Here is a 22,892-nt window from a genome sequence, read left to right on the forward strand (position 1 = left end):
CCATCATAGATCCGGATAGAATATCTATATAACGGGTAATATCTCTAACTATTATCTATTTTGCAGATACTAGCCTTTTATGGCTGTCCGGTAGCACTGCAAGCGCTGACCGGACGCTGGCGCATCAACGCGAACAAGGCGCTGAGGGAGAGGACGATCAGCACCGCCCCATAACCATCAGTGGTGGTGACCAGCCCGAAGGTGTGCGTGAGATTGCCGGCTAGCAACGACGGCAGGCAGAACGCCAGATAACTGAGCACGTAATACGCCGACATCAACCCGGCCCGTTCATGGGGCAAGGCCAGTGGCACCAGGCTGCGCACGGCACCGAGGAAGCCGGCGCCAAAGCCACACCCGGCGATGAGTGTGCCAAGGAAAAACAGTGGCAGGCTGGCACTGTGCACTCCCAGCAAAACCAGGATCAGGCCGATCGGCAGCAGGCTGGCTCCCAACTGCAACGATCTGGCGGCAGCACGATTGCGCAACGTGTAGATCATCAACGCGCCCGTCAACGTCAGTGCGGCGACGGTCGCACCGCCGATCAGATTCGAGGTTGAGCCCGTCGCCGTGCGCACCAGGGAGGGTGCCAGGGATGCGTAAAAACCGCCGAGCGCCCAAGTCGCGGTATTGAGCGGCAGCACTCGCCACAACGTAGAACGCGCCTGAACCGGTACATGCAGGGTTGGCCGCAACGAGGCCCAGGCGCCGGGCTGCGACGAGACACTTTCCGGCAAACGCCAGACATACACGGCCTGCAGCGCGAACAAAGCCAGTAGCAGCCAATAGGTCAAGTGCAACGGTGCTGGCGCAAATTGCGCCAGCAAACCGCATCCCAGTCCACCCAGCGCCATGCCGATCAACGGTGCCACGCTATTGATCAGTGGTCCCTGCTGGCGGTCGGTGTCCAGCAGCGTCGCACTCAACACCGCGGTCGCCATGCCGGTGGCGAAGCCTTGCAGTACCCGGGCGCTGATCAGCCAAGTGACGCTGTCAGCGTAGATGAACAACAGCATCGCCACGGCATTGTGCATCACTGCCGTGAAGATCACCGGTTTGCGCCCAAGAAAGTCCGAGAGCGAACCGACCGTCAGTAGCGCCGCCAGCAGACTAAGGGCGTACACGCCGAAAATCAGGGTCAGCACGGCATTCGAGAATTGCAGTTGCTCTTGATACAAGTGATACAACGGTGTCGGCGCAGTGGACGCCGCCAGGAAACTGAGCAAGGTGATCGCCAGGAACCACAGGCTTGCACGGTTTGAACGGGAACTGGACATGGAAACCCTCCGCAAAAGCTAACTTTTTGCTTTTGCGGAGTGTGCTACCGGTTTGTGCTTAAAGCAAATTCTTTGTGTTAAGGTCCGATGCATTGCTTTTCAGAACCGGCGTTCTGTCGATACAGGCCCCGGCGCGAGACAGGAACTCCGTGATGACCGCTCCCACTTTACGTCCCGGTGGCCGCAGTGCCCGGGTGCAAGAATCGATTCATACCGCCGTGCGCGAACTCCTCGAAGAGCAGGATCGCGCCAGCGTGACGGTGCCGCAGATCGCTGCGCGCGCTGGCGTTACGCCTTCGACCATCTATCGGCGCTGGGGTGATTTGTCGGCGTTGCTGGCGGACGTCGCGCTCTCCCGCATGCAACCGGAAACCGAATCGGCCAACACCGGCAGCTTGTCCGGCGATGTGCGCGCCTGGGCGGATCAGTATCTGGACGAAATGAGCTCGGCGCCCGGTCGCAACATGCTGCGCGACGTGCAATCGAGCCTCAAGCCGAGCTATTGCGCGACGATCATTGGCGGGCAGTTGCAGGTCATTCTCGATCGCTATCCGGATGAACCAAAACCTGGTGTCGATCGGCTGATCAACCTGGTCGCGGCCCCTATCGTGTTTCGCATTCTGTTTTCCGAGGCGCCTCTGGAGGGCGAGGAATTGCATCGGTTGATCGAGATCGCCTTGAGTCAGCCATAACGACCGACGCCAGCATCAACATTGCCCATGACGCCTATCACTTCGATAGCCAAGCTCGATTCGCCGCCTGCATTTAGCGGGCCTATTCTTCAAGCATGTGTTCAACATGGACTTGAGGATCAGCATCATGGGCAAACGTCACCCCAACCTTCCCGCCTGGCAATGGCGTGCCTACCCGAACAATCACCAGCACCCGACCAATCTGGTGTTACACCTGATTGCCGTGCCGCTGTTCATCGTGGCGTTTCTGTTGATTGTGTCCGGGGTGTTCGGCCTGAATCTGGCGAATTTCGCCATTGGCATCATCGGTGTGATCGCCGCGCTCGGCTTGCAGCGTCATGGACACACACTGGAGGCTGAAGCCTCCGAGCCGTTCAGCGATCGTAAAGACGCGGTCTCACGCCTGCTGGTCGAGCAGTTCCTGACCTTCCCAAGGTTTTTCCTCAGTGGTGGCTGGTGGCGCGCCTGGCGTGAGCGCCACCGCCGTCACTGATCAGGCAAACACTGTCACCGTTTGCCGGCTCATGGCGATCAATCGGCCTTCAGCGTCCCACATCTTTGCGGCGGCGTGGCCGTAGCCGTCGGCGGCGTGCTCGGTTTCCACGAGGTATTTGCACCAGTCCAGCGTGCTCAATTCCAGCAACGGCTGCACGAACTCGATGGTCCAGGTCAGCGTACTGCCCATGGCTGGTTTCTTCAGGAACGGCATCACGGCGGGTGGCCAGGCGTCTACCAGCGCCAGGATGTGCGCCTCGCTGACCGCCTCTTCCTTCACATCACCGCGCAAGCGCACCCATCCACCCATCTGGCGAGAGGTGCTGCCGGAGAACGGCAAGCCGCCGACACTCCAGCGCATCGCCAGGTGCCGCATGAATTCCGGGATAACGCCCTCGATGAATGGCAGTTCCTGGCAATCGTCCCAATGCTTCATCTCGGGCGCAGGCTCTGACTTCACTGCCACTTCCGAGGGACGCGAAGCGCCGAAGCTGCCCTGGATCACCGTCACGACCTGTCCCTTCTGCATCGCCCGCCCCAGCACCTGGCTGACGGCTTTTCCTTCGCGTAGCACGTCGACTTCAAAACTGACCGGCACTTCCGGCTCGACGGGTCCAACGAAAGTAATCGCCAGCGAACGCACCGGCCGGTCAGCCGGGACTTTTGCGCGCATGGCTTCGTACTGCAAAGCAGCCACCAAACCACCGAAACTGGCGCGGCCCTGCGCCCAAGAGGCGGGGATAGACAACTCCAGCGGCTGGCGGCGGACGGCGTCGAGCAGATCGGAGAAGCGCATGAAAACCTCAGGAGCAGAAAAAGGATGAAGGGATCTTAACCAGCTGGCGAAGGCTGTACAGCGCGCATTCCGGCCAAATTTGCTGACAGATGGGCCGGAAAGTACCGCCCCCCTTAGAGCCGTCTTGCGTTGAACTCAGGATTTGAAGCAATCCGCACTGAGCTTGTCCAGCACACGGTCGGCGCGTTGTTCGGCCTTGACCATGGTGGCTTGCCAAACCGCGACACAGGGCTGCAAATCGGCTTCCTGCTCGGCAATGGCCAGCCATTGCAGGCAGTCGTGCCAGTCCCCCAAAGCGCCCTGTGCCGATCTCAATCGGGGCATCGCCGCTTTCGGCAAGCGATCCAGTTCGGGATAGGCATCGATGCCATAGCGCACGCGCTTGATCAACAGGCGCAAGCGATGGCGGTCATGGGCGGGATCGTGCAGGGCTTCGTCGAGTTTCTTCCACTGTTTGCCCAGGCGTTTCTCAATGCGCTTGCCCAATCCCTTGAGCAAACCCTGACGTTCAGAGGCCCGCAAAAAACGCGGAAAGGCATCAAGGATGACCAGCAATTGCGCCAGCTCGGTACTCGACGCCACCGCAGGGTAAGCCTCGGCCATCTGCGCCAACCGGCACTGCGCGGCTTCGGGTTGGTCGTGCTGCAGCAAGTAGGCCGCCAACACTTCACGATCGCGCCACGGCGTGGTCAAGTCACCGACACCGGAAGCCGCCGTTTCCAGTTGCTCGACGCCCGGCAGTCCGCTCAATGGTCGCAACAGACTGCGCAACCGGCGCACCGTTGTCCGCAGGTCATGCAAGGCTTCAGGGTCGGTACGCGCACTCAAACGCGCCTGACAGGCCAGTACACGAACTTCCAGGCCCAAGACATGAGCCACTAATCGATCAACCAATGCCGACATCGCTTGCTCCCTGACTCGAATGTCCCCTGTAGCCCTGCATCATGCCTCAACGGCCGGCGCGTGACTCACGAATATAGAAGCGCGCCTTCTCGGCTTTTTGGGTACAGCCTTCGAACCCTTCGAATTGCTGCTGGGTCTTGGCCGCGGTCAGCAGCGACAAGGCCTTGGAGTAACTCACCGTCCCGGCGAAACCCTCGGCCTTGGCCAGGTCCAGCTCGTGCCATGCAGCATCGAGGTTGCTACCGCAGCTGTCGCGATAAGCGGTTTTACCGGCGCAACCGGCGAGCGCCAGGGCAATCAGTGGCACACAGATCCAGGCTTTCATCACTCACTCCTCAAACATAGGAAAACAGTCATGCAGGTAGGACGGTCTGGCGCGTGAAAAGTGCCGTCCATCGCCCGCGCAAACTGTAGCGCTGACGAGAATAACCATCCGCCGCCATCAAGTGTCGAAAAAACGACGCGTTCGCTGTACCGAGCGACCTTGGCGATTGAAGCGTCCCCCTCGATGGGTGCATTGTTGAACCATTCAAACGAGGGCGATTGATGAAAAAGCGTGTCGCACTGGTGTTGGGCTCGGGTGGAGCCCGGGGTTATGCCCATATCGGCGTTATCCAGGAGATCGAACGGCGAGGCTACGATATCGCCTGTATCGCCGGTTGTTCCATGGGCGCGGTGGTCGGCGGGATCTACGCCGCCGGCAAACTCGATGAATATCGCGACTGGATCGAGAGCCTGGACTACCTCGACGTGCTGCGTCTGGTGGATGTCAGTTTTCGCCTGGGGGCGATCCGTGGGGAGAAAGTCTTCGGGCAGATCCGCAAGATCGTCGGCGAGATCAATATCGAAGACCTGCGCATTCCCTACACGGCGGTGGCCACCGACCTGACCAACCAGCAGGAAATCTGGTTCCAGGAAGGTTGCCTGCACCAGGCGATGCGCGCCTCGGCGGCGATTCCCAGTTTGTTTACGCCGGTGATGCAGGGCAATCGCATGCTGGTGGACGGTGGGATTCTCAACCCGTTGCCGATCGTGCCGGTGGTGTCCAGCCACTGCGACCTGATCATCGCGGTCAACCTCAACTCCACCAACCAGCGCCATTATCAACTGCCGGTGATCGAGCGCCCTGCCGCGTTCAAGAGCCGTTTCAACAGCCTGCTTAATTCCCTCGGCTCGAAAATGCCATTCCGGCGCAAGCAGGCCGAGCAATTACTGCTGCTGGAGAAAGAAGCGTTGATGGCGGAGGCGGCCGAGATCAACCCGTGGGTCGAATCCGCCGAACCGGAAGCCCAGCAACCGGCTGCAGCCCCGGAACGCGAAGGCGCGCCGAAGTCCGCCACCGGGTCGTTCATCATCGACAACGTCGGCCCGGCGTCCTTGCTGGACTTGATCAACCAGAGTTTCGAGGTGATGCAGACGTCGTTGGCGCAGTACAAGATTGCCGGGTATCCGCCCGACGTTTTGATCAACGTGCCGAAGCGGGTTTGCCGGTTTTTCGAGTTCTACAAAGCGCCGGAATTGATCGCGCTGGGGCGGGAAATTGCGCGGGATACTTTGGATCGGTATGAGAATGAGCGGGATTCCTGAGACTCTCGGATGAATGTACCGGCCTCATCGCGAGCAGGCTCGCTTGTATGCTAGGACTTGAAGGGAGGAGGAGGGACAAGGCTCGATTCTGACTGTTAGCGCAGTACAGATCCGTGGGAGATTTCGCCCCTCCTCCTTTCACCCAAGCGCCGATAAAGAATGCATCTGGCTAGACCGACGATAGGAACAAGCCTGCGCCTCTGGGTGAGCCCTTCAAGTGCTCAAAACCATATCTCGGGGGATGTTTAATGGCAATGCCGGTTTCTGCTATCAAGCCAATCGTGGGCGTGGATGTCGCCAAGAGTGAGTTGATGATCTATCAGGCCGAACTGGATCTGCTTGAGACGCTTCCCAATAACAAGCCAGCCATCAAGAAATGGCTGAAAGCCTTGCTGGCACCGGTCGATATCGCTATTGAGTCGACCAATATCTATCACCTGGAGTTCGCCGACCTGGCCCATGAGGCCGGTTGCACCATTTACATGGTCGGTGGCTATGAACTGAGCCATTACCGCAAAGGTGTGAAAGTTCGCGCCAAAACTGACGCGCTGGATGCAAAGTTACTCGCTCGCTATCTGAAGAACGAGTATGAAGAGCTTCATCCATGGATTCCGCCATCGCCGTTGTACCGCTGCCTCTTGAGCCTTTTCCGCCGGCGCGCGGCGCTGGTTCAGGCGCGGGTTGGCTTGGTGCAGAGCTGGACAAATGAACCGCTGCTCAAAGCCGCTTTTGCCGAGCAAGTGGCCTCCATGCAGAGGCTTGAAGGGCTGGTCGAGAAAATGATCAACGACCGCCTGAAAGAAGCCGGCTTGCTTGCCCAGTTGAAGCGTTGCATGAAAGTCGAAGGTATCGGCTTTCTGACTGGTGCCCGCTTGATCGCGGCTTTTCAGCGAGGCGATTTCAGAAATGCAGATGCCTTCATCGCGTTTTTGGGGATGGATTTGCGGGTATCGCAGTCAGGACAAAAAGACGGTCGCCGCAGCCTGACCAAGCGCGGCGATCCGGAGGCGCGTCGGCTTTTGCACAACGCTGCCATGTCGGCCAGCCGCACAGCCGCCTGGAAAGGTTTTTACCAAGAACAAAGAGCTAAAGGGTTCAGTACTACGCAGGCACTGGTGATCTTGGCCCGTAAACTTGCCCGGATCGTATTTGCACTGCTGAAAGGGCAAGGTGAATACCAACCGAAAGCAGGTTGAAGGCTTCCCCTCAACCATAGAATCTCCCACAGAGATCTTTAGCGGTCACAACTATTGTGCTCAACATCAAACCCTTGTGGGAGCGAACCTGCTCGCGATGAGGCCAGGTCAGTCGACAAAAATCCAAAGGTTACCCCTCACTCAACAACCGATACCCCACCCCCGCCTCGGTCACGATAAACCGCGGCTGGGTCGGATCATCCGCGAGTTTTTGCCGCAAGTGCCCGACCACGATCCGCAGGTAGTGACTGTCTTCGGTATGGGTCGGCCCCCATATGTCCTTGAGCAATTGCTGCTGAGTGATGACCCGCCCGGGATGTCGCGCCAGCTGCGCCAACACCGCGTATTCCTTGCGGGTCAGCGCGATTTCGACACCGTCGAGCAATACCCGTCGATAGGCCAGGTCCACCGTCAGCGGGCCGAAGGTCAACGCCGCTTGCTGCGCTTCGCCCACCGGAGCCTGGCGCAACAGCGCACGTATCCGCGCCAGGAACTCCTGAATGCCGAAAGGCTTGGTCACGTAGTCATTGGCGCCGCCATCCAGCGCCTCGACTTTCTGCCCTTCGCCGGCACGCACCGAGAGCACCAGCACCGGCACTGTCGACCACTCGCGAAACTCGCGCAGAACCTGTTGGCCATCCATGTCGGGCAAGCCGAGGTCGAGCACCAGCAAGTCCGGTTTGTTCAGCGCAGCCTGGGCCAGCCCTTCGTTGCCGGTGCCGGCTTCCAGCACTTTGTAGCCCTGCGAAGCGAGGCTGATGCGCAGGAATTTGCGGATCTGCGGTTCGTCGTCGATGACCAAAATGGTCGCAGTCTGGCTCATGAATTCACGTCAACACAAAGAGGTGGCTAGAGAGTAACGCACGCACAATCAGGCTTCACTTTCGGCACTTAATGTTCAAAGGCCGGCTGAGCCTGCAAAGGTAGGTGCAAAGTGATGCAGGTGCCGCGACCTGCGATCCCGTCGGCGACGCTGATCCGCCCGCCATGGGCACCAACCATGCCCTGACAGATCGCCAATCCCAGCCCGGTGCCCTGCCCGCCACGATCGCCGCGCGCAGCGGTGTAGAACATGTCGAAAATCTTCGACCGTTCCGACTCCGGAATCCCCGGTCCTTCATCGCTCACCGAGAAAAACAGCTCACTGTCATCGGCCCCCGCGCGCAATTGCAAACGCCCGTGGGACGGCGAAAAACGCGCGGCGTTTTCCATCACGTTGATCAGCGCCTGCTCGATCAGCGCAGCGTGGACGAACAGCAGCGGCAATTCTGCCGGTACTTCGGTGCTGACCTGTAACGGCGCCAGTACCGCACGCAGGCGATTGAGCGCGCTGCCGACGATGTCCGCCGGCGAAACCCAGTCTCGCGCCAGCTTCAGCGCGCCGTGACCGAGACGGGTCATGTCCAGCAGGTTTTGAATGTAGCGATCGAGCCGTTCAGCTTCATCGCGGGTGCCTTCGAGCAATTCGCGGCGATCCTCCAGCGGGATCGCTTCACCGAGGGCCAGCAAGCTGTCGATGCTGCCGCGCATGGAGGTCAGTGGCGTGCGCAAATCGTGGGACACCGAGGCCAGCAAGGCGCTGCGCAACTGTTCGGTTTCGCCGTGCAGCCGCGCCGCTTCCAGGTCATCGGCCAACTGCGCGCGGGCCAGCGCCTGGGCCAGCGGCTGACTCAACGCGGTCAACAACCGTCGACGCTGGCCGCTCAAGGTCTGGCCCTCTTTTGCGCACACACCGAGCAACGCCAGCGGTCCGTCCTCCACGGTGAGCGGCCACCACCACCAACGCCCGAACGGCAACGTACCGGTGCCGGCGCCGGCCGGTTGATCGTGTTGCCAAGCCCAATCGGCGGCGGCGCGTTCCGCTTCGGAGAACTCCAGCGGTCCACCGGTCTCGACTTTCCAGCCACTGGGACCGTCGCGATTGAGCAGGCACAGTTGCAGATCACTCCAGCCTTCGAGGTGATGCGCCGCAGCGCTGATCACCGCCTGGCGGTCGGTGGCGGCAGTGAGTTTGCGCGACAGGTCGAGCAGTTCGGTGGTTTCCTCCTGGGTATCGCGCAGGGCCTGCAATTGCCGCCGTTGCCGCGCTGCGAGGTTACCGGTGAGGGCCGCCATCAGCAGGAAGAACAGCAAGGTCAGCACGTCTTCTTCGCGCTGGATGCTGAAGGAAAAATTCGGTGGAATGAACAGGAAGTCGTAGGTCAGAAACGACAGCGCCGCGCAGACCAGCGCCGGCCCCAGGCTACTGCGTACCGCCACCAGCAAGACGGCGGCGAGGAACACCAGCGAGATGTTGGGTAGCGGTAAAGTTTTTGCCACGGCCCAGGCCAGCGCGGAAGCCAGAATCGTCGCCACCACCGCTAGGGCGTAGTCGAACCACACCAGCGACTGCATCGAACGCTGCCGAAGTTGATGCTGTTCGTGATCACTGTCGAGGACGTTGATTTCCAGCCCGCGAGCCGTGCACAGCAGCCGCGCTGCCAGCCCGCCACCGAACAAACGGCGACGCAAACTCGGACGGGACTGGCCGACCAGCACCAGGCTGGCACGACGCTCGGCGGCATGCTGGATCAAGGTTTTCGCCACTTCACCGGCGCGCAGCAACACCACTTCGCCGCCCAGGCGTTCGGCCAATTGCTGCGCGCTTTGCAAACGCAGGCGCGACTGTTCGTCACGCACGCTGCCGTTGTCCACGTGCACCAGGCTCCACGGCAGATGCCGACGCTGAGCAACGCGACTGGCGTGGCGTACCAGGCGTTCGGCCTGGGCATCGCCATCGACCCCCACCAACAAACGCCCGCGTACGGCTGGTGCTGCCTGCCCCAACTGCCGGTAGCCCTGGGCCAGGTCGTTATCGACCTGAGCCGCCGCGGTTTGCATCGCCAGTTCACGCAGGGCCGTCAGGTTGGTCTGGGAAAAAAACGCGTCGATGGCCGCCCTCGCCTGCTCCGGCACGTACACCTTGCCATCGCGCAAACGCTCCAGCAGCTCGCGCGGCGGCAGGTCGATCAACAGCAGTTCGTAGGCTTCTTGCAGCACCCAGTCCGGCAGGGTTTCGCGAACCTGTACACCGGTGATGCCGCGCACCTGGTCGTTGAGACTTTCCAGGTGCTGGACGTTGACCGTGGTGTAGACATCGATGCCGGCCGCGAGCAGTTCCTGAATGTCCTGCCAGCGCTTTTCGTGCCGGCTGCCGGGCGCATTGGTGTGGGCCAGTTCGTCCACCAGCACCAGTTTCGGTTTGGTCGCGAGCAGGCCGTCAAGGTCCATTTCCTCAAGCTCGACGCCACGGTATTCCGAACGCACCAAAGATTGCTGCGGCAAGCCGCTGAGCAGCGCTTCGGTTTCGGAGCGGCCATGGGTTTCGACGACGCCAGCGATGACTTTCACCCCTTGGCGCAGCTGGGTGTGAGCCGCTTGCAGCATGGCGTAGGTCTTGCCGACACCCGGCGCGGCGCCGAGAAATACCTTGAGCCGGCCACGGCCATCGCGGGGCAGGTCTGCTAACAGCGCGTCGGCGCGGCCGGAGTCGCTCATGCTTTAAATTCTCGTTTTTTTCTGATGTTGATGGAGTGCCTTTCAGGCCGTCATCGCGAGCAGGCTCGCTCCCACATTTTGGAATGTGTATTCCTGTGGGAGCGAGCCTGCTCGCGATTGGGGGCGCCACAGATCTACAGGTTTTCCAGCGCCCGATTCAACTCAAGCACATTCACCACCGGCGGCCCCACCAGCGGCTGCTCGATATGGGCGTCCAGCAGGTTTTGCAGGGTCGCCACCGGCACATTACGTGCCGTTGCAACACGCGCCAGTTGATAGGCAATCGCGGCCGGTGGCAAGTGAGGATCGAGGCCACTGCCGGACGTGGTGAGCATGGCCAGCGGCACGGGTCCCTGACCGGGCACTACCAGTTTGCTGGCATCGTCGATCACCCGGGTGGCCAGCGCTGGGTTGCTCGGCGACAGATTGCTCGCGCCGCTCGCCACCGTGGCAAAGGCACCGGCCGATGGCCGTGGGTGGAACCAGGCGTCGCCGACGAAATCCTGGGCGATCAGTGATGAGCCGCGGACTTTGCCGTCAGTGTCTTGCACCAGGCTGCCATTGGCCTGATCCGGGAACGCAACCTGGGCCACGCCGGTGACTACCAGGGGATAAGCGACGCCGGTGATCAGGGTCATCAGGACCAGCAGGCTCAGGGCCGGGCGTATCATTGTGGACATTTCAAAATCCTCGAATTCGGTGAAAACAAACACATCACCTGTGGCGAGGGAGCTTGCTCCCGTTCGGCTGCGAAGCAGTCGTCATCCTGGTGAATGCGGTATGTCTGAACAAATGCGGTGTCTGGGATGGGGCCGCTTTGCAGCCCAGCGGGAGCAAGCTGCCTCGCCACAAAAGCCCCACCACAGCGTCCTATCGTCAAACCAGATGCAACGCCGTCAACAGCATGTCGATCGCCTTGATGCCCACGAACGGCACCAGAATCCCGCCCAGCCCGTAGATCAGCAGATTGCGGCGCAGCAATGCCGCCGCACTGGCCGCCTGCACTCGCACCCCGCGCAGTGCCAACGGAATCAGCACCACGATGATCAATGCGTTGAACACGATTGCCGAGAGAATCGCGCTCTGCGGGCTGCTCAGGTGCATGACGTTGAGCACGCCCAGTTGCGGATAGATCGAGGCGAACAGTGCCGGCAGGATCGCGAAGTATTTGGCCACGTCGTTGGCGATGGAAAATGTTGTCAGCGCGCCACGAGTCACCAGCAGTTCCTTGCCGATCTGCACCACGTCCAGCAGCTTGGTCGGGTCGCTGTCGAGGTCGACCATGTTGGCCGCTTCACGCGCCGCTTGCGTACCGTCGCTCATCGCCATGCCGACGTCTGCCTGGGCCAGCGCCGGGGCATCGTTGGCGCCGTCGCCGCACATCGCGACCAGGCGCCCGTCGTTTTGCTCATGACGAATGCGCGCCAGTTTTTTCTCCGGCGTGGCTTCTGCCAGCACGTCGTCCACACCGGCTTCAGCAGCAATCGCCGCAGCGGTCAGCGGGTTGTCGCCGGTGACCATGACCGTACGAATCCCCAGTTTGCGCAGCTCGGCGAAACGCTCGCGGATGCCGGGTTTGACCACGTCCTTGAGGTGGATCGCGCCGAGCAATTTGCCGTCGACGCAGACCAGCAACGGGGTGCCGCCGCTTTGCGCAATTTTGTCGATTTCACGGGACAACGGTGCGGCGAGATCGGCGCGAGTGAGGCCCACAAAGGCCAGCAACGAATCCACCGCGCCTTTGCGATACACGCGCCCCTGATAGTCGACACCGGACAGGCGAGTCTCTGCGCTGAACGGTACGGCGGTCAGCAATTCGCTGGCCGGTTCGGGTTGTGGCTGGGTTCCACGCAGGTACTCGACGATGGACTTGCCTTCCGCCGTGTCATCCGCCAGCGAGGCAAACAATGCACCCTCGGCCAGTTCCCGGGCAGTGACGCCCGGCGCGGCATAGACCGCCGTGCAACGACGGTTACCGAAAGTGATGGTGCCCGTCTTGTCCAGCAGCAGGACGTGTACGTCCCCCGCCGCTTCCACGGCGCGACCGGACTTGGCGATTACGTTCAGGCGCACCAGGCGATCCATCCCGGCGATACCAATGGCCGACAACAGGCCGCCGATGGTGGTCGGAATCAGCGTGACCAACAACGCCACCAGAAACACCAGCGGCAGGCTGCCGTTGGCGAAGTGGGCAAACGGTTGCAGCGTGACCACCACCATCAGGAAGATCAGGGTCAGGCCGATCAGCAGGATGTCGAGTGCTACTTCGTTCGGGGTTTTCTGGCGCTTGGCACCTTCGACCAGAGCGATCATGCGGTCCAGTGTCGACTCGCCGGGGTTAGCGGTGATCTTCACCAGCAGCCAGTCGGAGACCAGCCGCGTGTTGCCGGTGACGGCCGAACGGTCGCCACCAGACTCACGAATCACCGGTGCGGATTCACCGGTAATCGCCGCTTCGTTGACCGCCGCGATGCCTTCGATCACTTCACCGTCACCGGGGATCATCTCCCCCGCTTCGACGCGCACCACATCACCTTTGCGCAGGCTGGTAGCCGGCACCACCTGGAAGGTGCCGTTGCTGGTTTTACGCCGGGCGCTCAAACCTTCACTGCCGGCCTTGAGGCTGTCGGCGCGGGCCTTGCCGCGACCTTCAGCCAAGGCTTCGGCGAAGTTGGCGAACAGCACGGTGAACCACAGCCACACGGCAATTTGCGCGGCGACGAAGGTCGGCACCGCCGCGTCAGGAATGAAGCACAGCACGGTGGTCAGGATGGCGGTCAGTTCGACCACCAGCATCACTGGCGCACGCTGCAATTGCCGTGGGTCGAGCTTGACGAAGGCTTGCACCAGCGCCGGGCGCCACAGGGCCGAGATCGCGGTTTTCGGTTGCTCCGGCGCCTTCGCGGCGACCGGTTTAGTTACGGGCATATTCATCAAATAGTCCTCAGAAGCCCATGCTCAAATGTTCAGCGATAGGACCCAGTGCCAAAGTCGGCAGGAAGGTCAAACCACCCACAAGCAAAATGGTCACCGTCAGCAAGGTCACGAACAGCGGGCCGTGGGTCGGGAAACTGTTCTGGCCGATCGGTGCGGTTTTCTTCATCGCCAGGCTGCCGGCCAACGCCAGAACCGGGAGGATGTAGCCGAAACGACCGATCAACATGCCCAGGCCCAGCATCAGGTTGTGGAACGGTGTGTTGGCGCCGAAGCCACCGAACGCCGAACCGTTGTTGGCACCGGCTGAGGTGTAGGCGTAAAGCAGTTGACTGAAGCCGTGGGCGCCGGGGTTGCTCACCGAGGCCACCGGACCGGGCAGGCTCGCAGCAATCGCACTGAGCACCAGCACGCCAATCGGCATGACCATCAAGGTCACCACCAGCCATTGCACTTCCCTGGCTTGCAGTTTCTTGCCGAGGTATTCCGGAGTGCGGCCGATCATCAGGCCGGCGAGGAACACCGCGATCAGCACGTTGAGCAACATGCCGTAGAGCCCGGCGCCGACACCGCCGAAGATCACTTCACCGACCATCATGTTGACCAGCGCGACCATACCGCTCAGCGGGTTGAGGCTGTCGTGCATGCCGTTGACCGAGCCGTTGGACGCGGCGGTGGTGGTCACTGACCACAGCACTGTGGCGGTGGTGCCAAACCGTGCTTCCTTGCCTTCCAGCGGCGCGGTCTGTTCGACGGCGGCGTTGTTCATTGCCGGGTTCGGTTGGTATTCGGCCCACATGGAAGTTGCGCCGCCGATCAGGAATAGCGCCAGCATGCAGGCGATGATTGCGCGGCTCTGGCGCAGGTCCTTCACGTAATGGCCGAAGGTGAACACCAGCGCGGCAGGGATCAGAATGATCGAGGCCATCTCGAACAGGTTGCTCCATGCCGTCGGGTTCTCGAACGGATGCGCCGAGTTCACGCCAAAGAAACCACCACCGTTGGTGCCCAGTTGCTTGATCGCAATCTGGCTGGCAGCCGGGCCCAGCGGGATCACTTGATCAACGCCCTGCATCGTTACCGCATTCACGTATTGCGCGAAGGTTTGCGGTACGCCTTGCCACACCAGGTACAGCGCCAGCAGCAGGCACAGCGGCAGCAGGCCGTAGAGGGTGGCGCGGGTCATGTCGACCCAGAAGTTGCCCAGCGATGCGGTGGATTTGCGACCGATGCCACGGCACAGCGCAACCAGTACGGCCAGGCCGGTGGCGGCGCTGACGAAGTTCTGCACGGTGAGGCCGACCATCTGGCTCAGGTAGCTCAGCGACGCTTCGCCGCTGTAGGCCTGCCAGTTGGTGTTGGTCATGAAGCTGACGGCGGTGTTGAACGCCAGTGTCCACTCCTGGCCCGGCAGATTCTGCGGGTTGAGCGGCAAATGATCCTGGAACAATAAAATCGCGAACAACAGCAGGAAGCCCGCGAGGTTGAAAGCGAGCAAGGCCAAAGCGTACTTCTGCCAACTCTGTTCAGCCTGCGGATCGACGCCCGCCACGCGATAGCATCCACGCTCCACGGGCCCGAGGATCGGCGTCAACCAGGTGCGCTGGCCTTCCATTACCTTGTAGTAGTAGCGCCCGAGAAACGGCGCCGGGACCAATACCAACGCGAAAAACGCGAGGATCAGCCAATAGTCATAACTGTGCATAGCCGCTCCTAGTTCCGGTCCGCGCGCAACAGCGCAACCAACAGATAAATGAACAGCCCCACTGCCAACAGCAGTGACACCCCGTCCAGAACGCTCATGGAAGTTCTCCGTGTTACGGCGTATTGCCGCGTGTGGAGTTATTGTCGGGATGGAGGCTGTAAAGGAACGAGACCGAGAGGGAGCGCGAGGCATAAAGAAGGCGTAAAGAGTGCTTTTGCGACCTGCCACTCGCTTCAGTGCACACTTTGCGCAAGAATGTCGGTTATTGACGCCTGCTTGCTGGAGAATTCCCCCTATGAATGTAATCACCACCGACCTGCCCGGTGTTCTGATCATCGAACCGAAGGTATTTGGTGATGAGCGAGGCTTCTTTTATGAGAGCTTCAATGCCAAGGCTTTTGCAGATGCGACGGGCGTGCACACACAGTTCGTCCAGGACAATCATTCGCGCTCGCAAAAAGGCGTATTACGCGGTCTGCATTACCAACTGGAAAACACCCAGGGCAAGCTGGTTCGTGTAACAGTCGGTGAAGTGCTCGATGTTGCCGTTGATATCCGCCGCAGCTCGCCGCATTTCGGCAAATCGGTTGCTGTGCACCTTTCCGCCGAGAATCATCGCCAGCTTTGGGTCCCGGAAGGTTTCGCCCATGGTTTTGTGGTGGTGAGTGATTTCGCCGAGTTCCTCTACAAAACCACCGACTACTACACCCCCTCCGCCGAGCGCAGCATCCGTTGGGATGACCCTGACCTGGCCATTGACTGGCAATTGAACGAAGCACCGCAACTGTCCGCCAAAGACCAGGCCGCGGCCTACTTCAAGGATGCTGAGGTTTTTTCCTGAACTCAGTCATTTAGTTTGTCAATGAATATGCCACCGTCTTGCCCGCGAAGGCGGCAGGACGGGAACTAACGCCCTCAACTGGCACACAGCAAACTAACACTCAACAACAAATATCCCCATTGCGACGGTTTTTCATTCATAACGACTGCTGTCGCAACACTGGCACGCCCACTGCACTGCCCTCCCCGAGCTTTCCAAACCGTTCAGGGAGCAAATGCATGAACACACAACTCAAACCCACGCTAGGCACGCTGCACTTGTGGGGCATTGCGGTGGGACTGGTGATTTCCGGGGAGTACTTCGGCTGGAGTTATGGCTGGGGCGTGGCCGGAACGTTGGGCTTTCTCGTGACGTCCTTCATGGTCGCCACCATGTACACCTGTTTCATCTTCAGTTTCACCGAACTGACCACCGCAATTCCTCATGCCGGTGGTCCCTTTGCCTACAGTCGCCGTGCCTTTGGCGAGAAAGGCGGATTGATCGCCGGGCTGGCGACGCTCATCGAGTTCGTCTTCGCCCCACCGGCCATTGCCCTGGCCATCGGCGCGTACCTCAATGTGCAGTTCCCCGCCCTCGATCCAAAGCACGCGGCGGTGGGTGCCTACATCGTGTTCATGGGCCTGAACATCCTCGGCGTGAAGCTGGCGGCGACTTTCGAGTTGGTGGTCTGCGTGCTGGCGGTGGCTGAACTGCTGGTGTTCATGGGTGTGGTCGCACCCGCGTTCAGCTTCAGCAACTTCGCCCTCAATGGCTGGGCCGGTTCCGATGTGTTCGGCGCCCCGGCCATTGCCGGGATGTTCGCAGCCATTCCGTTCGCGATCTGGTTTTTCCTCGCCATCGAAGGCGCAGCCATGGCTGCCGAAGAAGCCAAGGACCCGAAACGCACGATTCCCAAGGCTTACATCAGCGGCATCCTGACCCTGGTGTTGCTGGCGATGGGCGTGATGTTCTTTGCCGGTGGTGTCGGCGACTGGCGCACTTTGTCGAACATCAACGATCCGCTGCCGCAGGCGATGAAAACCGTGGTCGGCGAAAGCTCAGGCTGGTTGCACATGTTGGTGTGGATCGGTCTGTTCGGGCTGGTGGCGAGTTTCCACGGGATCATCCTCGGCTACTCACGGCAGTTCTTCGCCCTCGCCCGCGCCGGTTACCTGCCAGCGTCCCTGGCCAAACTGTCGCGCTTTCAAACGCCACACCGGGCGATCATCGCCGGCGGCGTGATCGGCATCGCGGCGATCTACAGCGACGGCCTGATCAATCTCGGCGGCATGACGCTGACGGCGGCGATGATCACCATGGCCGTGTTCGGCGCTATCGTGATGTACATCATGAGCATGCTCAGCCTGTTCAAGCTGCGTAAAACCGAGCCGAATCTGGAGCGCACCTTTCGCGCGCCCTGCTACCCCCTGGTGCCAATGATTGCCCTGGTGTTGGCGGTGGTGTGCCTGGTGGCCATGGCGTGGTTCAACACGCTGATCGGGCTGATTTTCCTCGCCTTCATGGCGGTAGGTTTCGTGTACTTCATGCTCACGGCGCAACTGCGTGCCAACGCACCGGCGGATGCGATGCTGACCGGACTGTGAGGTGTTACGGGTGAACCTGGCATAACAGGCATAGAATGGACTTATCGCGATGGAACCCTTGAGGAATCCCATCGCTCAAAATGATAGGCATGCCGCCGTGGCGAAACCTTCACCAACCGGCCTGCCTTCAAGGAGAGTCCTATGCCCTGGTACGCTTGGTTGATTCTGGTGATAGCCATCGGCTCTATCGTTGGCGGTTTGATGATGCTGCGAGACACCGCCAACAAGGTTGAGCTGACCGATGAACAGCGCAAACGCGTCGCCGAACGCAATGCGGAAATGGACGCCAAGGAAGCGCAGGATCGCTGACAGAAAAACCCTGTCATTCCTCTCGAATGACAGGGTTTTGTGTGATTACTTCTCCCAATCGGCCTTGGCGATGTGCAAGCCATGCAGGCCTTTGTACGCGGCGCGCTCCGGCTGGCTCCAGCCCTCCAGCAACGAATCCTCCAGACGATAGATTTCCACGCCCAGTGGACGACATACACTCAACGGGTCCTGAGCGTCCGGCCCCCACATGGCCAGTGACAGGTCACCGCCGGGGCAGGTCGACAGTGCGCACAGCAAATCGATCTCAGCAAAGAACTCCAGGTAATCGCCCTTCTGCGCCGGACAGGCTTTCATGAAGTACATGTCGTCGTGGTTCAGGCCTGTGCACTGGAAAATGTTCAGCACGTCATGCACATCGAATTCGGTCAGGCCGTGGGGCAATACGGCGCGAGTCAGGTTGGAATGGCAGTGATGATGGAAATCCTCGCCAGTGAGCATTTTGTTCACATAGGGATCGCAACGCGTGCCGAGTAAATCGTGCAAGCGGCCACCGTGTTCATCGATCCCGTAACCGGCCAGGCTGTCATCGGTGATGGTCACCAGCGGTCGCAGAAAAGGCAGGTTCGACCACAACCGGTCATGGGTGCTGACATGCGCGCCCTGCAACTGCCGGGTACGTGAAGCCCACAGGCGTTCGCGCGGATCATGGGCACTCCAGACGTTGAAGTCGCCTACTTGCGGGCCAACAGGCGTTGTAACCCGAAACACATGCCCGGCCGGAACATTCCAGGCACGGCCGGTGCGAATCGGCACCTCGAAAGACTCGATCAATGTGCGCCCGTCCTTCGCATCGCGCACCCGTTCATAGAAGGCCTTGTCCACCTGCAAGGCCGAACCTTTGCTGACTTGATAGGCCGCCGGATAGTCTTTGTACATGGCAAGAATCCTCGATCAGTGATGGGAAGATGGGGCGAGCATTTGCAAAAGGAGGTGTTCGGAATCGTCGAGATAGAGGCTCATCGCATCCTCGGCGGCGCGTTTGTCACCCTCGACCAGCAGCTCATGGATCTGTCGGTCGCGAATCAGCCAGGGCGCCTGGAAACTTGATTCATCGGGAGCCGCGCAGAACACCAGGCGCAATTGCGCGACGACATTGGTGAAGAACTCATCGAACAACGGACTGCGCAGCAACCCGACGATGTGTTGATGAAAAGCCAGACTGTGGGTGCCGACGGCGCGCCAGTCTTCACGCTCCCGGGCCAACTCGGTGGCCTCCAGGGCTTCGAGCATCCGGTCGGATTGGTCGTCGCGCAGCGGGCGGCTGGTGCTGATGGCTTGCAGTTCGAGCGTGCGCCGAACCATGAACAGGTCCCGCACATCATCAATCCCCAAACGCCGCACCATCACGCCTTTGTTGCGCACATAACGGGTCAGGCCTTCCTGGCCAAGGCGATGCAATGCTTCGCGGATGGTATTGCGCGAGGCGTTGTAGGCAGACACCAGATCGTTTTCCACCAGCGCCATGCCAGGCAGCAAGCGACCGCCGATGATGTCGGCGCGCAACTCCAATGTGATGTGATCGGCCAATGACAGTCCGCTGTTCATACTCATTGCCTCAGGATTGTTCAACAATCATCAGCTAATGAGTAATCACTAATCGTGCCAGTAGCTCGTGCGATTCATACTCGTTCGACGCATCTGCATGCTTTTTAGAAGTAGAAGTACAGTCACCATCCAATTTTCATTGGTTAATATGGCGCATTGATGTGGAGATATCAGATGCGTTACTCGCAGGATCACAAAGCCCAGACCCACCAACGCATCATCAAGGAAGCTTCGGCGCGTTTTCGCCGTGACGGCATCGGCGCGACCGGCCTGCAACCTTTGATGAAAGCGCTGGGCTTGACTCACGGTGGCTTTTATTCGCACTTCAAGTCCAAGGACGAATTGGTGGAGAAGGCCCTGCAAGAGGCAGGCGAACAGGTCGATGGGTTATGTGCGCAACTCTTCGCCGAGAAGTACCCTCTCGAAGCGTTCATCGACACATACCTGTCGGAATGGCATCAGACTTCGCCCCATGAAGGCTGCCCGCTGCTGACCATTTCTTCTGAGTTGGGGCTGCGTGGTCAGCCGAGCCCGACCAGCGACGTGGTACTCAAGGCGCGACTCGATCAGATCGAAAGCACCCTGGCAGGAGAGAACGCCGCCGACCGCAGCATTGTGATCATGTCTGCACTGGTCGGCGCGTTGCTGTTATCGCGCAGCGTGGCCGACGCCGAGTTTGCCCAGCGCATACTCGACGTCACCCGCGAACACCTGAAGAACGCCCAGGATTAACCCTGCCAGCGCTTGAACAACACGCTGGCATTGACCCCGCCAAACCCGAAGCCGTTGGACAACGCATACTCGATCGCCATCGGCCTGGCCTGGCCATGGACGATGTCCACGCCTTCGGTGGCAGGGTCCGGGTTGTCGAAGTTGAGCGTGGCTGGTACGACCTGATCACGGATCGCCAGCAGGGTGAAGATCGCTTCGATTCCCCCTGCCGCGCCGAGCAAATGCCCGGTGGCCGACTTGGTCGACGTCACCGCAATCTTGTTATCCGTGCCGAACAACGCCTTGATCGCTGCAAGCTCACCCAGATCGCCCACGGGCGTGGATGTGGCGTGGGCGTTCAGATGCTGAACCTGCTGCGGCGCAACGCCCGCCTGAGCCAATGCCAGCGACATCGCCCGGCGTGCGCCACTGCCGTCCTCGGGGCCGGCCGTCAGGTGATAAGCATCCGCGGAGGTGCCGTAACCGACGATTTCCGCCAAAGGTGTAGCGCCTCGGGCCAAAGCATGGTCCAAAGATTCGATCACCAAAAGACCGGCACCTTCGCCCATGACAAAGCCATCACGATCACTGTCGAAAGGACGTGAAGCCCGTTCCGGGGTGTCGTTGAATCCGCTGGACAACGCGCGAGCGGCCGCAAAGCCTGCAAGGCTGACCCGATCGATCGCCGCTTCCGCGCCACCACATACGGCGATGTCCGCTTCGCCGGAGCGAATCAGTCGCGCCGCATCACCAATCGCCTGAACCCCGGCCGCGCACGCCGTTACCGGTGCACCCAACGGGCCTTTGAAGCCGTGCTGGATCGACACATGTCCCGCCGCCAGGTTCACCAGAAACGATGGGATAGTGAACGGCGACAGACGTCTCGGGCCGCGAGTGTCCGTGGTGCGTACCGCGTCGGCGATCGCGCCGAAACCGCCCACGCCGGAACCGATGATGGTCGCCGTGCGCTCCTGGCTAGCCAGAGTTTGTGCCTGCCAACCGGCTTGCTCGATCGCCTGACGCGCCGCTTCCATGGCGAACATAATGAAGCGGTCCATCTTCTTCTGCTCTTTGGGCGGCGTTGCCAAGTCCGGATCAAAGCCGGCCTCGGGATCATCGGCCACGGTCTGCACAGCACCGCCGACCTTGGCTGGCAGATCGGCCACCACCTCATCCGGCAAGTTACGCAAGCCGGAACGCCCCGCCAGCAGTCGCTTCCACACTGCTTCCACACCGCTACCCAGCGGAGACACCAGGCCCATGCCCGTTACAACCACTCGACGATCACTCATACCGCAACACCTCTGGCCGGTTTTGTTCGCGTTTCATTTGTAGCGCGACGCGGCTTTGCTTTTGGAAAGGTTTGGCGCCAGTACATGGCGCGCTGCAACAAAGGCGTTCCAGTCGGCGGCATCGGGCAGCGATGGGATGGTAACCAACTCGCCCTGGTCCAGACCCGACAGCGCAGCGTCGACCATCTCCCCTGCCTCCATCACCATGTCTGCTGGAATTTGACTCGCGTCGATACCGGAACGCTCCCAGATCTCGGTGCGTGTAACGCCTGGCAACACAGCCTGGACCTTGACCCCGGTGCCATCAAGCTCGGCGCTCATCGACTGAGTCAGGCTCAACACATAGGCCTTGCTGGCACTGTAGGTGGCGTTGAAGCGCTCGGGAAACAGGGCCACCACGGAGGCAGTGTTAATGATCGTGCCGCGGCCCGCCTTGGCAAAACTGGCTGCTGCCGCCGAGGCCAAGCGAGTCACCGCCGTAACGTTGAGCTGGATCATTCGCTCCAGTTGATCGGTGTCGGCATTGGCCAACAAGCCGTCCGCCGCCACGCCGGCGTTGTTCAGCAGCAAGCTGATACTCGAATCGCTACGCAACCGCTGCTCAAGTTTCAGCACATCATCCTTTTGCGTCAGGTCTGCCTTGAGCACTTCGACCTGAACGCCGTACTCGACGCGCAACTTGCTCGCCGCCTCGTCCAGACGTTGCTGATCGCGAGCGACCAACAACAGATCAAAACCACGCTTGGCCAGCCGCTGCGCGTAAATCGCCCCGATACCGGAAGAGGCACCGGTGACGAGGGCCGTACCTTGGGACTGGACAGAATTCATGACTGTGCTCCTGAGAGATGCTTGAAGTGAACGCCAAGCACCTCGTTCTCAAGGCGTCCTGACGGAAAACGCTTTTATTATAGACATAATCTAACCTGCATATGATAGCCATAATTTTCACGATGCCGACAGAAGGCGATGACTCTTTGCGCTCGCCGGAATGCAAAAAGGCCGGTCAATGACCGGCCCCTTGGCGTTGAATATTGAGCTTAGTTCACTTCCAGCTTCTCGCGATTGCGATCCAGAATTGCCTTGCCGATGCCCTTCACTTCCAGCAATTCGTCCACCGATGCGAACGGCCCATTAGTTTCACGATACGCAACAATTGCATTGGCTTTGGCCGCACCGATACCGGCCAACTCACGCTGCAATGTCGACGCATCGGCCGCATTGAGATTGATTTTGCCGGATTGTGATTGGGGAGAAACTTCCATCACCATTGGAGAACCGCTGACTTCCGACTTCACAGCCGGCGCCGCAACAGCCGCGATAGAGCCGCTGGTGAGCAGGGCAAAAACCAGGGAATAGAAATAGCCAGTACGCATAAATGAAGCTCCATGACATCGATTGAGGAAGCAGCTTTTCCGAAGCTGCCTCCCAAACTTAGGCGATGGCTGGAGCCTGTCAAAAATGTGTCCGTTAC

23 protein-coding genes are annotated in these 22,892 nt (G+C 60.3%); 8 read left to right on the top strand and 15 right to left on the bottom strand.

Annotated features, from left to right (window positions below; translation table 11 throughout):
* Positions 1-77: 77 nt before the first annotated feature.
* On the bottom strand, positions 78-1,274 hold the full coding sequence (locus ACNYC6_RS05125) for an MFS transporter (protein WP_419711369.1): 1,197 nt from the start codon (positions 1,272-1,274) through the stop codon (positions 78-80).
* 152 nt (positions 1,275-1,426) lie between these two features.
* On the opposite strand from ACNYC6_RS05125, the gene ACNYC6_RS05130 reads away from it, so the two are divergent.
* Positions 1,427-1,966, top strand: a complete 540-nt coding sequence (locus ACNYC6_RS05130) for a TetR/AcrR family transcriptional regulator (RefSeq protein ID WP_419711370.1) — start codon at positions 1,427-1,429, stop codon at positions 1,964-1,966.
* Positions 1,967-2,093: 127 nt separating this feature from the next.
* The gene (locus ACNYC6_RS05135; RefSeq protein WP_419711371.1) at positions 2,094-2,459 is read left to right on the top strand and encodes a terminase; all 366 of its coding nucleotides are present in this window, start codon (positions 2,094-2,096) and stop codon (positions 2,457-2,459) included.
* Here the strand turns inward: ACNYC6_RS05135 and ACNYC6_RS05140 are convergent, their stop codons facing one another.
* The 3 genes from ACNYC6_RS05140 to ACNYC6_RS05150 form a co-directional block, all read right to left on the bottom strand.
* Positions 2,460-3,257 carry an acyl-CoA thioesterase gene (locus ACNYC6_RS05140; RefSeq protein WP_419711372.1) on the bottom strand — a complete coding sequence of 266 codons (798 nt, stop codon included), beginning with the start codon at positions 3,255-3,257 and terminating at the stop codon, positions 2,460-2,462.
* Between the two features lie 135 nt (positions 3,258-3,392).
* Positions 3,393-4,160: a CHAD domain-containing protein gene (locus tag ACNYC6_RS05145; RefSeq protein WP_419711373.1), complete on the bottom strand. Its 768-nt coding sequence runs from the start codon at positions 4,158-4,160 to the stop codon at positions 3,393-3,395.
* Positions 4,161-4,206: 46 nt separating this feature from the next.
* The gene (locus tag ACNYC6_RS05150) at positions 4,207-4,485 is read right to left on the bottom strand and encodes a hypothetical protein (RefSeq protein ID WP_077046249.1); all 279 of its coding nucleotides are present in this window, start codon (positions 4,483-4,485) and stop codon (positions 4,207-4,209) included.
* A gap of 221 nt (positions 4,486-4,706) precedes the next feature.
* On the opposite strand from ACNYC6_RS05150, the gene ACNYC6_RS05155 reads away from it, so the two are divergent.
* Complete coding sequence (locus tag ACNYC6_RS05155; protein WP_419711374.1) at positions 4,707-5,747, top strand: patatin-like phospholipase family protein; 1,041 nt, start codon at positions 4,707-4,709, stop codon at positions 5,745-5,747.
* A gap of 248 nt (positions 5,748-5,995) precedes the next feature.
* Entirely contained in the window at positions 5,996-6,943 is a 948-nt protein-coding gene (locus ACNYC6_RS05160; RefSeq protein ID WP_419708264.1) for an IS110 family transposase, read from the top strand.
* Positions 6,944-7,073: 130 nt separating this feature from the next.
* On the opposite strand, the gene ACNYC6_RS05165 is transcribed toward ACNYC6_RS05160, so the two are convergent.
* From ACNYC6_RS05165 to kdpF, 6 genes are all read right to left on the bottom strand, one after another.
* Complete coding sequence (locus ACNYC6_RS05165) at positions 7,074-7,766, bottom strand: response regulator (protein WP_419711375.1); 693 nt, start codon at positions 7,764-7,766, stop codon at positions 7,074-7,076.
* 68 nt (positions 7,767-7,834) lie between these two features.
* Positions 7,835-10,480 carry a DUF4118 domain-containing protein gene (locus ACNYC6_RS05170; RefSeq protein WP_419711376.1) on the bottom strand — a complete coding sequence of 882 codons (2,646 nt, stop codon included), beginning with the start codon at positions 10,478-10,480 and terminating at the stop codon, positions 7,835-7,837.
* 134 nt (positions 10,481-10,614) lie between these two features.
* Positions 10,615-11,160 carry a potassium-transporting ATPase subunit KdpC gene (kdpC, locus tag ACNYC6_RS05175; RefSeq protein WP_419711377.1) on the bottom strand — a complete coding sequence of 182 codons (546 nt, stop codon included), beginning with the start codon at positions 11,158-11,160 and terminating at the stop codon, positions 10,615-10,617.
* A 196-nt stretch (positions 11,161-11,356) separates the two neighbouring features.
* A complete protein-coding gene (gene kdpB, locus ACNYC6_RS05180; protein WP_419711378.1) occupies positions 11,357-13,414 on the bottom strand; it encodes a potassium-transporting ATPase subunit KdpB in 2,058 nt (685 codons plus the stop codon).
* A gap of 10 nt (positions 13,415-13,424) precedes the next feature.
* The gene (gene kdpA, locus ACNYC6_RS05185; protein ID WP_419711379.1) at positions 13,425-15,119 is read right to left on the bottom strand and encodes a potassium-transporting ATPase subunit KdpA; all 1,695 of its coding nucleotides are present in this window, start codon (positions 15,117-15,119) and stop codon (positions 13,425-13,427) included.
* 8 nt (positions 15,120-15,127) lie between these two features.
* Positions 15,128-15,217 (bottom strand): K(+)-transporting ATPase subunit F, encoded by a 90-nt coding sequence (gene kdpF / locus ACNYC6_RS05190; protein WP_007899818.1) that lies wholly within the window; start codon positions 15,215-15,217, stop codon positions 15,128-15,130.
* Positions 15,218-15,414: 197 nt separating this feature from the next.
* Here kdpF and rfbC point away from each other — a divergent pair, with 197 nt between their 5' ends.
* The 3 genes from rfbC (at position 15,415) to ACNYC6_RS05205 (ending at position 17,852) form a co-directional block, all read left to right on the top strand.
* Positions 15,415-15,960 (top strand): dTDP-4-dehydrorhamnose 3,5-epimerase, encoded by a 546-nt coding sequence (gene rfbC / locus ACNYC6_RS05195; protein ID WP_419711380.1) that lies wholly within the window; start codon positions 15,415-15,417, stop codon positions 15,958-15,960.
* A gap of 218 nt (positions 15,961-16,178) precedes the next feature.
* Positions 16,179-17,543, top strand: a complete 1,365-nt coding sequence (eat, locus tag ACNYC6_RS05200; RefSeq protein WP_419711381.1) for an ethanolamine permease — start codon at positions 16,179-16,181, stop codon at positions 17,541-17,543.
* Positions 17,544-17,684: 141 nt separating this feature from the next.
* On the top strand, positions 17,685-17,852 hold the full coding sequence (locus ACNYC6_RS05205; protein WP_419711382.1) for a DUF2897 family protein: 168 nt from the start codon (positions 17,685-17,687) through the stop codon (positions 17,850-17,852).
* A gap of 45 nt (positions 17,853-17,897) precedes the next feature.
* On the opposite strand, the gene ACNYC6_RS05210 is transcribed toward ACNYC6_RS05205, so the two are convergent.
* Positions 17,898-18,749, bottom strand: coding sequence for an urea carboxylase-associated family protein (locus ACNYC6_RS05210; RefSeq protein WP_419711383.1), 852 nt, complete (start codon positions 18,747-18,749; stop codon positions 17,898-17,900).
* A 15-nt stretch (positions 18,750-18,764) separates the two neighbouring features.
* Positions 18,765-19,418 (bottom strand): GntR family transcriptional regulator, encoded by a 654-nt coding sequence (locus tag ACNYC6_RS05215; protein ID WP_419711384.1) that lies wholly within the window; start codon positions 19,416-19,418, stop codon positions 18,765-18,767.
* Between the two features lie 174 nt (positions 19,419-19,592).
* Between ACNYC6_RS05215 and ACNYC6_RS05220 the strand changes: the two genes are divergently transcribed.
* Positions 19,593-20,150: a TetR/AcrR family transcriptional regulator gene (locus tag ACNYC6_RS05220; protein ID WP_419711385.1), complete on the top strand. Its 558-nt coding sequence runs from the start codon at positions 19,593-19,595 to the stop codon at positions 20,148-20,150.
* Here ACNYC6_RS05220 and fabF read toward each other — a convergent pair.
* The 3 genes from fabF to ACNYC6_RS05235 form a co-directional block, all read right to left on the bottom strand.
* Positions 20,147-21,421, bottom strand: a complete 1,275-nt coding sequence (gene fabF, locus ACNYC6_RS05225; protein ID WP_419711386.1) for a beta-ketoacyl-ACP synthase II — start codon at positions 21,419-21,421, stop codon at positions 20,147-20,149. The genes ACNYC6_RS05220 and fabF overlap by 4 nt on opposite strands.
* Before the next feature lie 33 nt (positions 21,422-21,454).
* Entirely contained in the window at positions 21,455-22,249 is a 795-nt protein-coding gene (locus ACNYC6_RS05230; protein WP_419711387.1) for an SDR family NAD(P)-dependent oxidoreductase, read from the bottom strand.
* Positions 22,250-22,458: 209 nt separating this feature from the next.
* A complete protein-coding gene (locus ACNYC6_RS05235) occupies positions 22,459-22,794 on the bottom strand; it encodes a ComEA family DNA-binding protein (RefSeq protein WP_419711388.1) in 336 nt (111 codons plus the stop codon).
* Positions 22,795-22,892 lie beyond the last annotated feature (98 nt).

The organism is Pseudomonas sp. NFX224, assembly GCF_048565165.1.
GTDB lineage: Bacteria > Pseudomonadota > Gammaproteobacteria > Pseudomonadales > Pseudomonadaceae > Aquipseudomonas.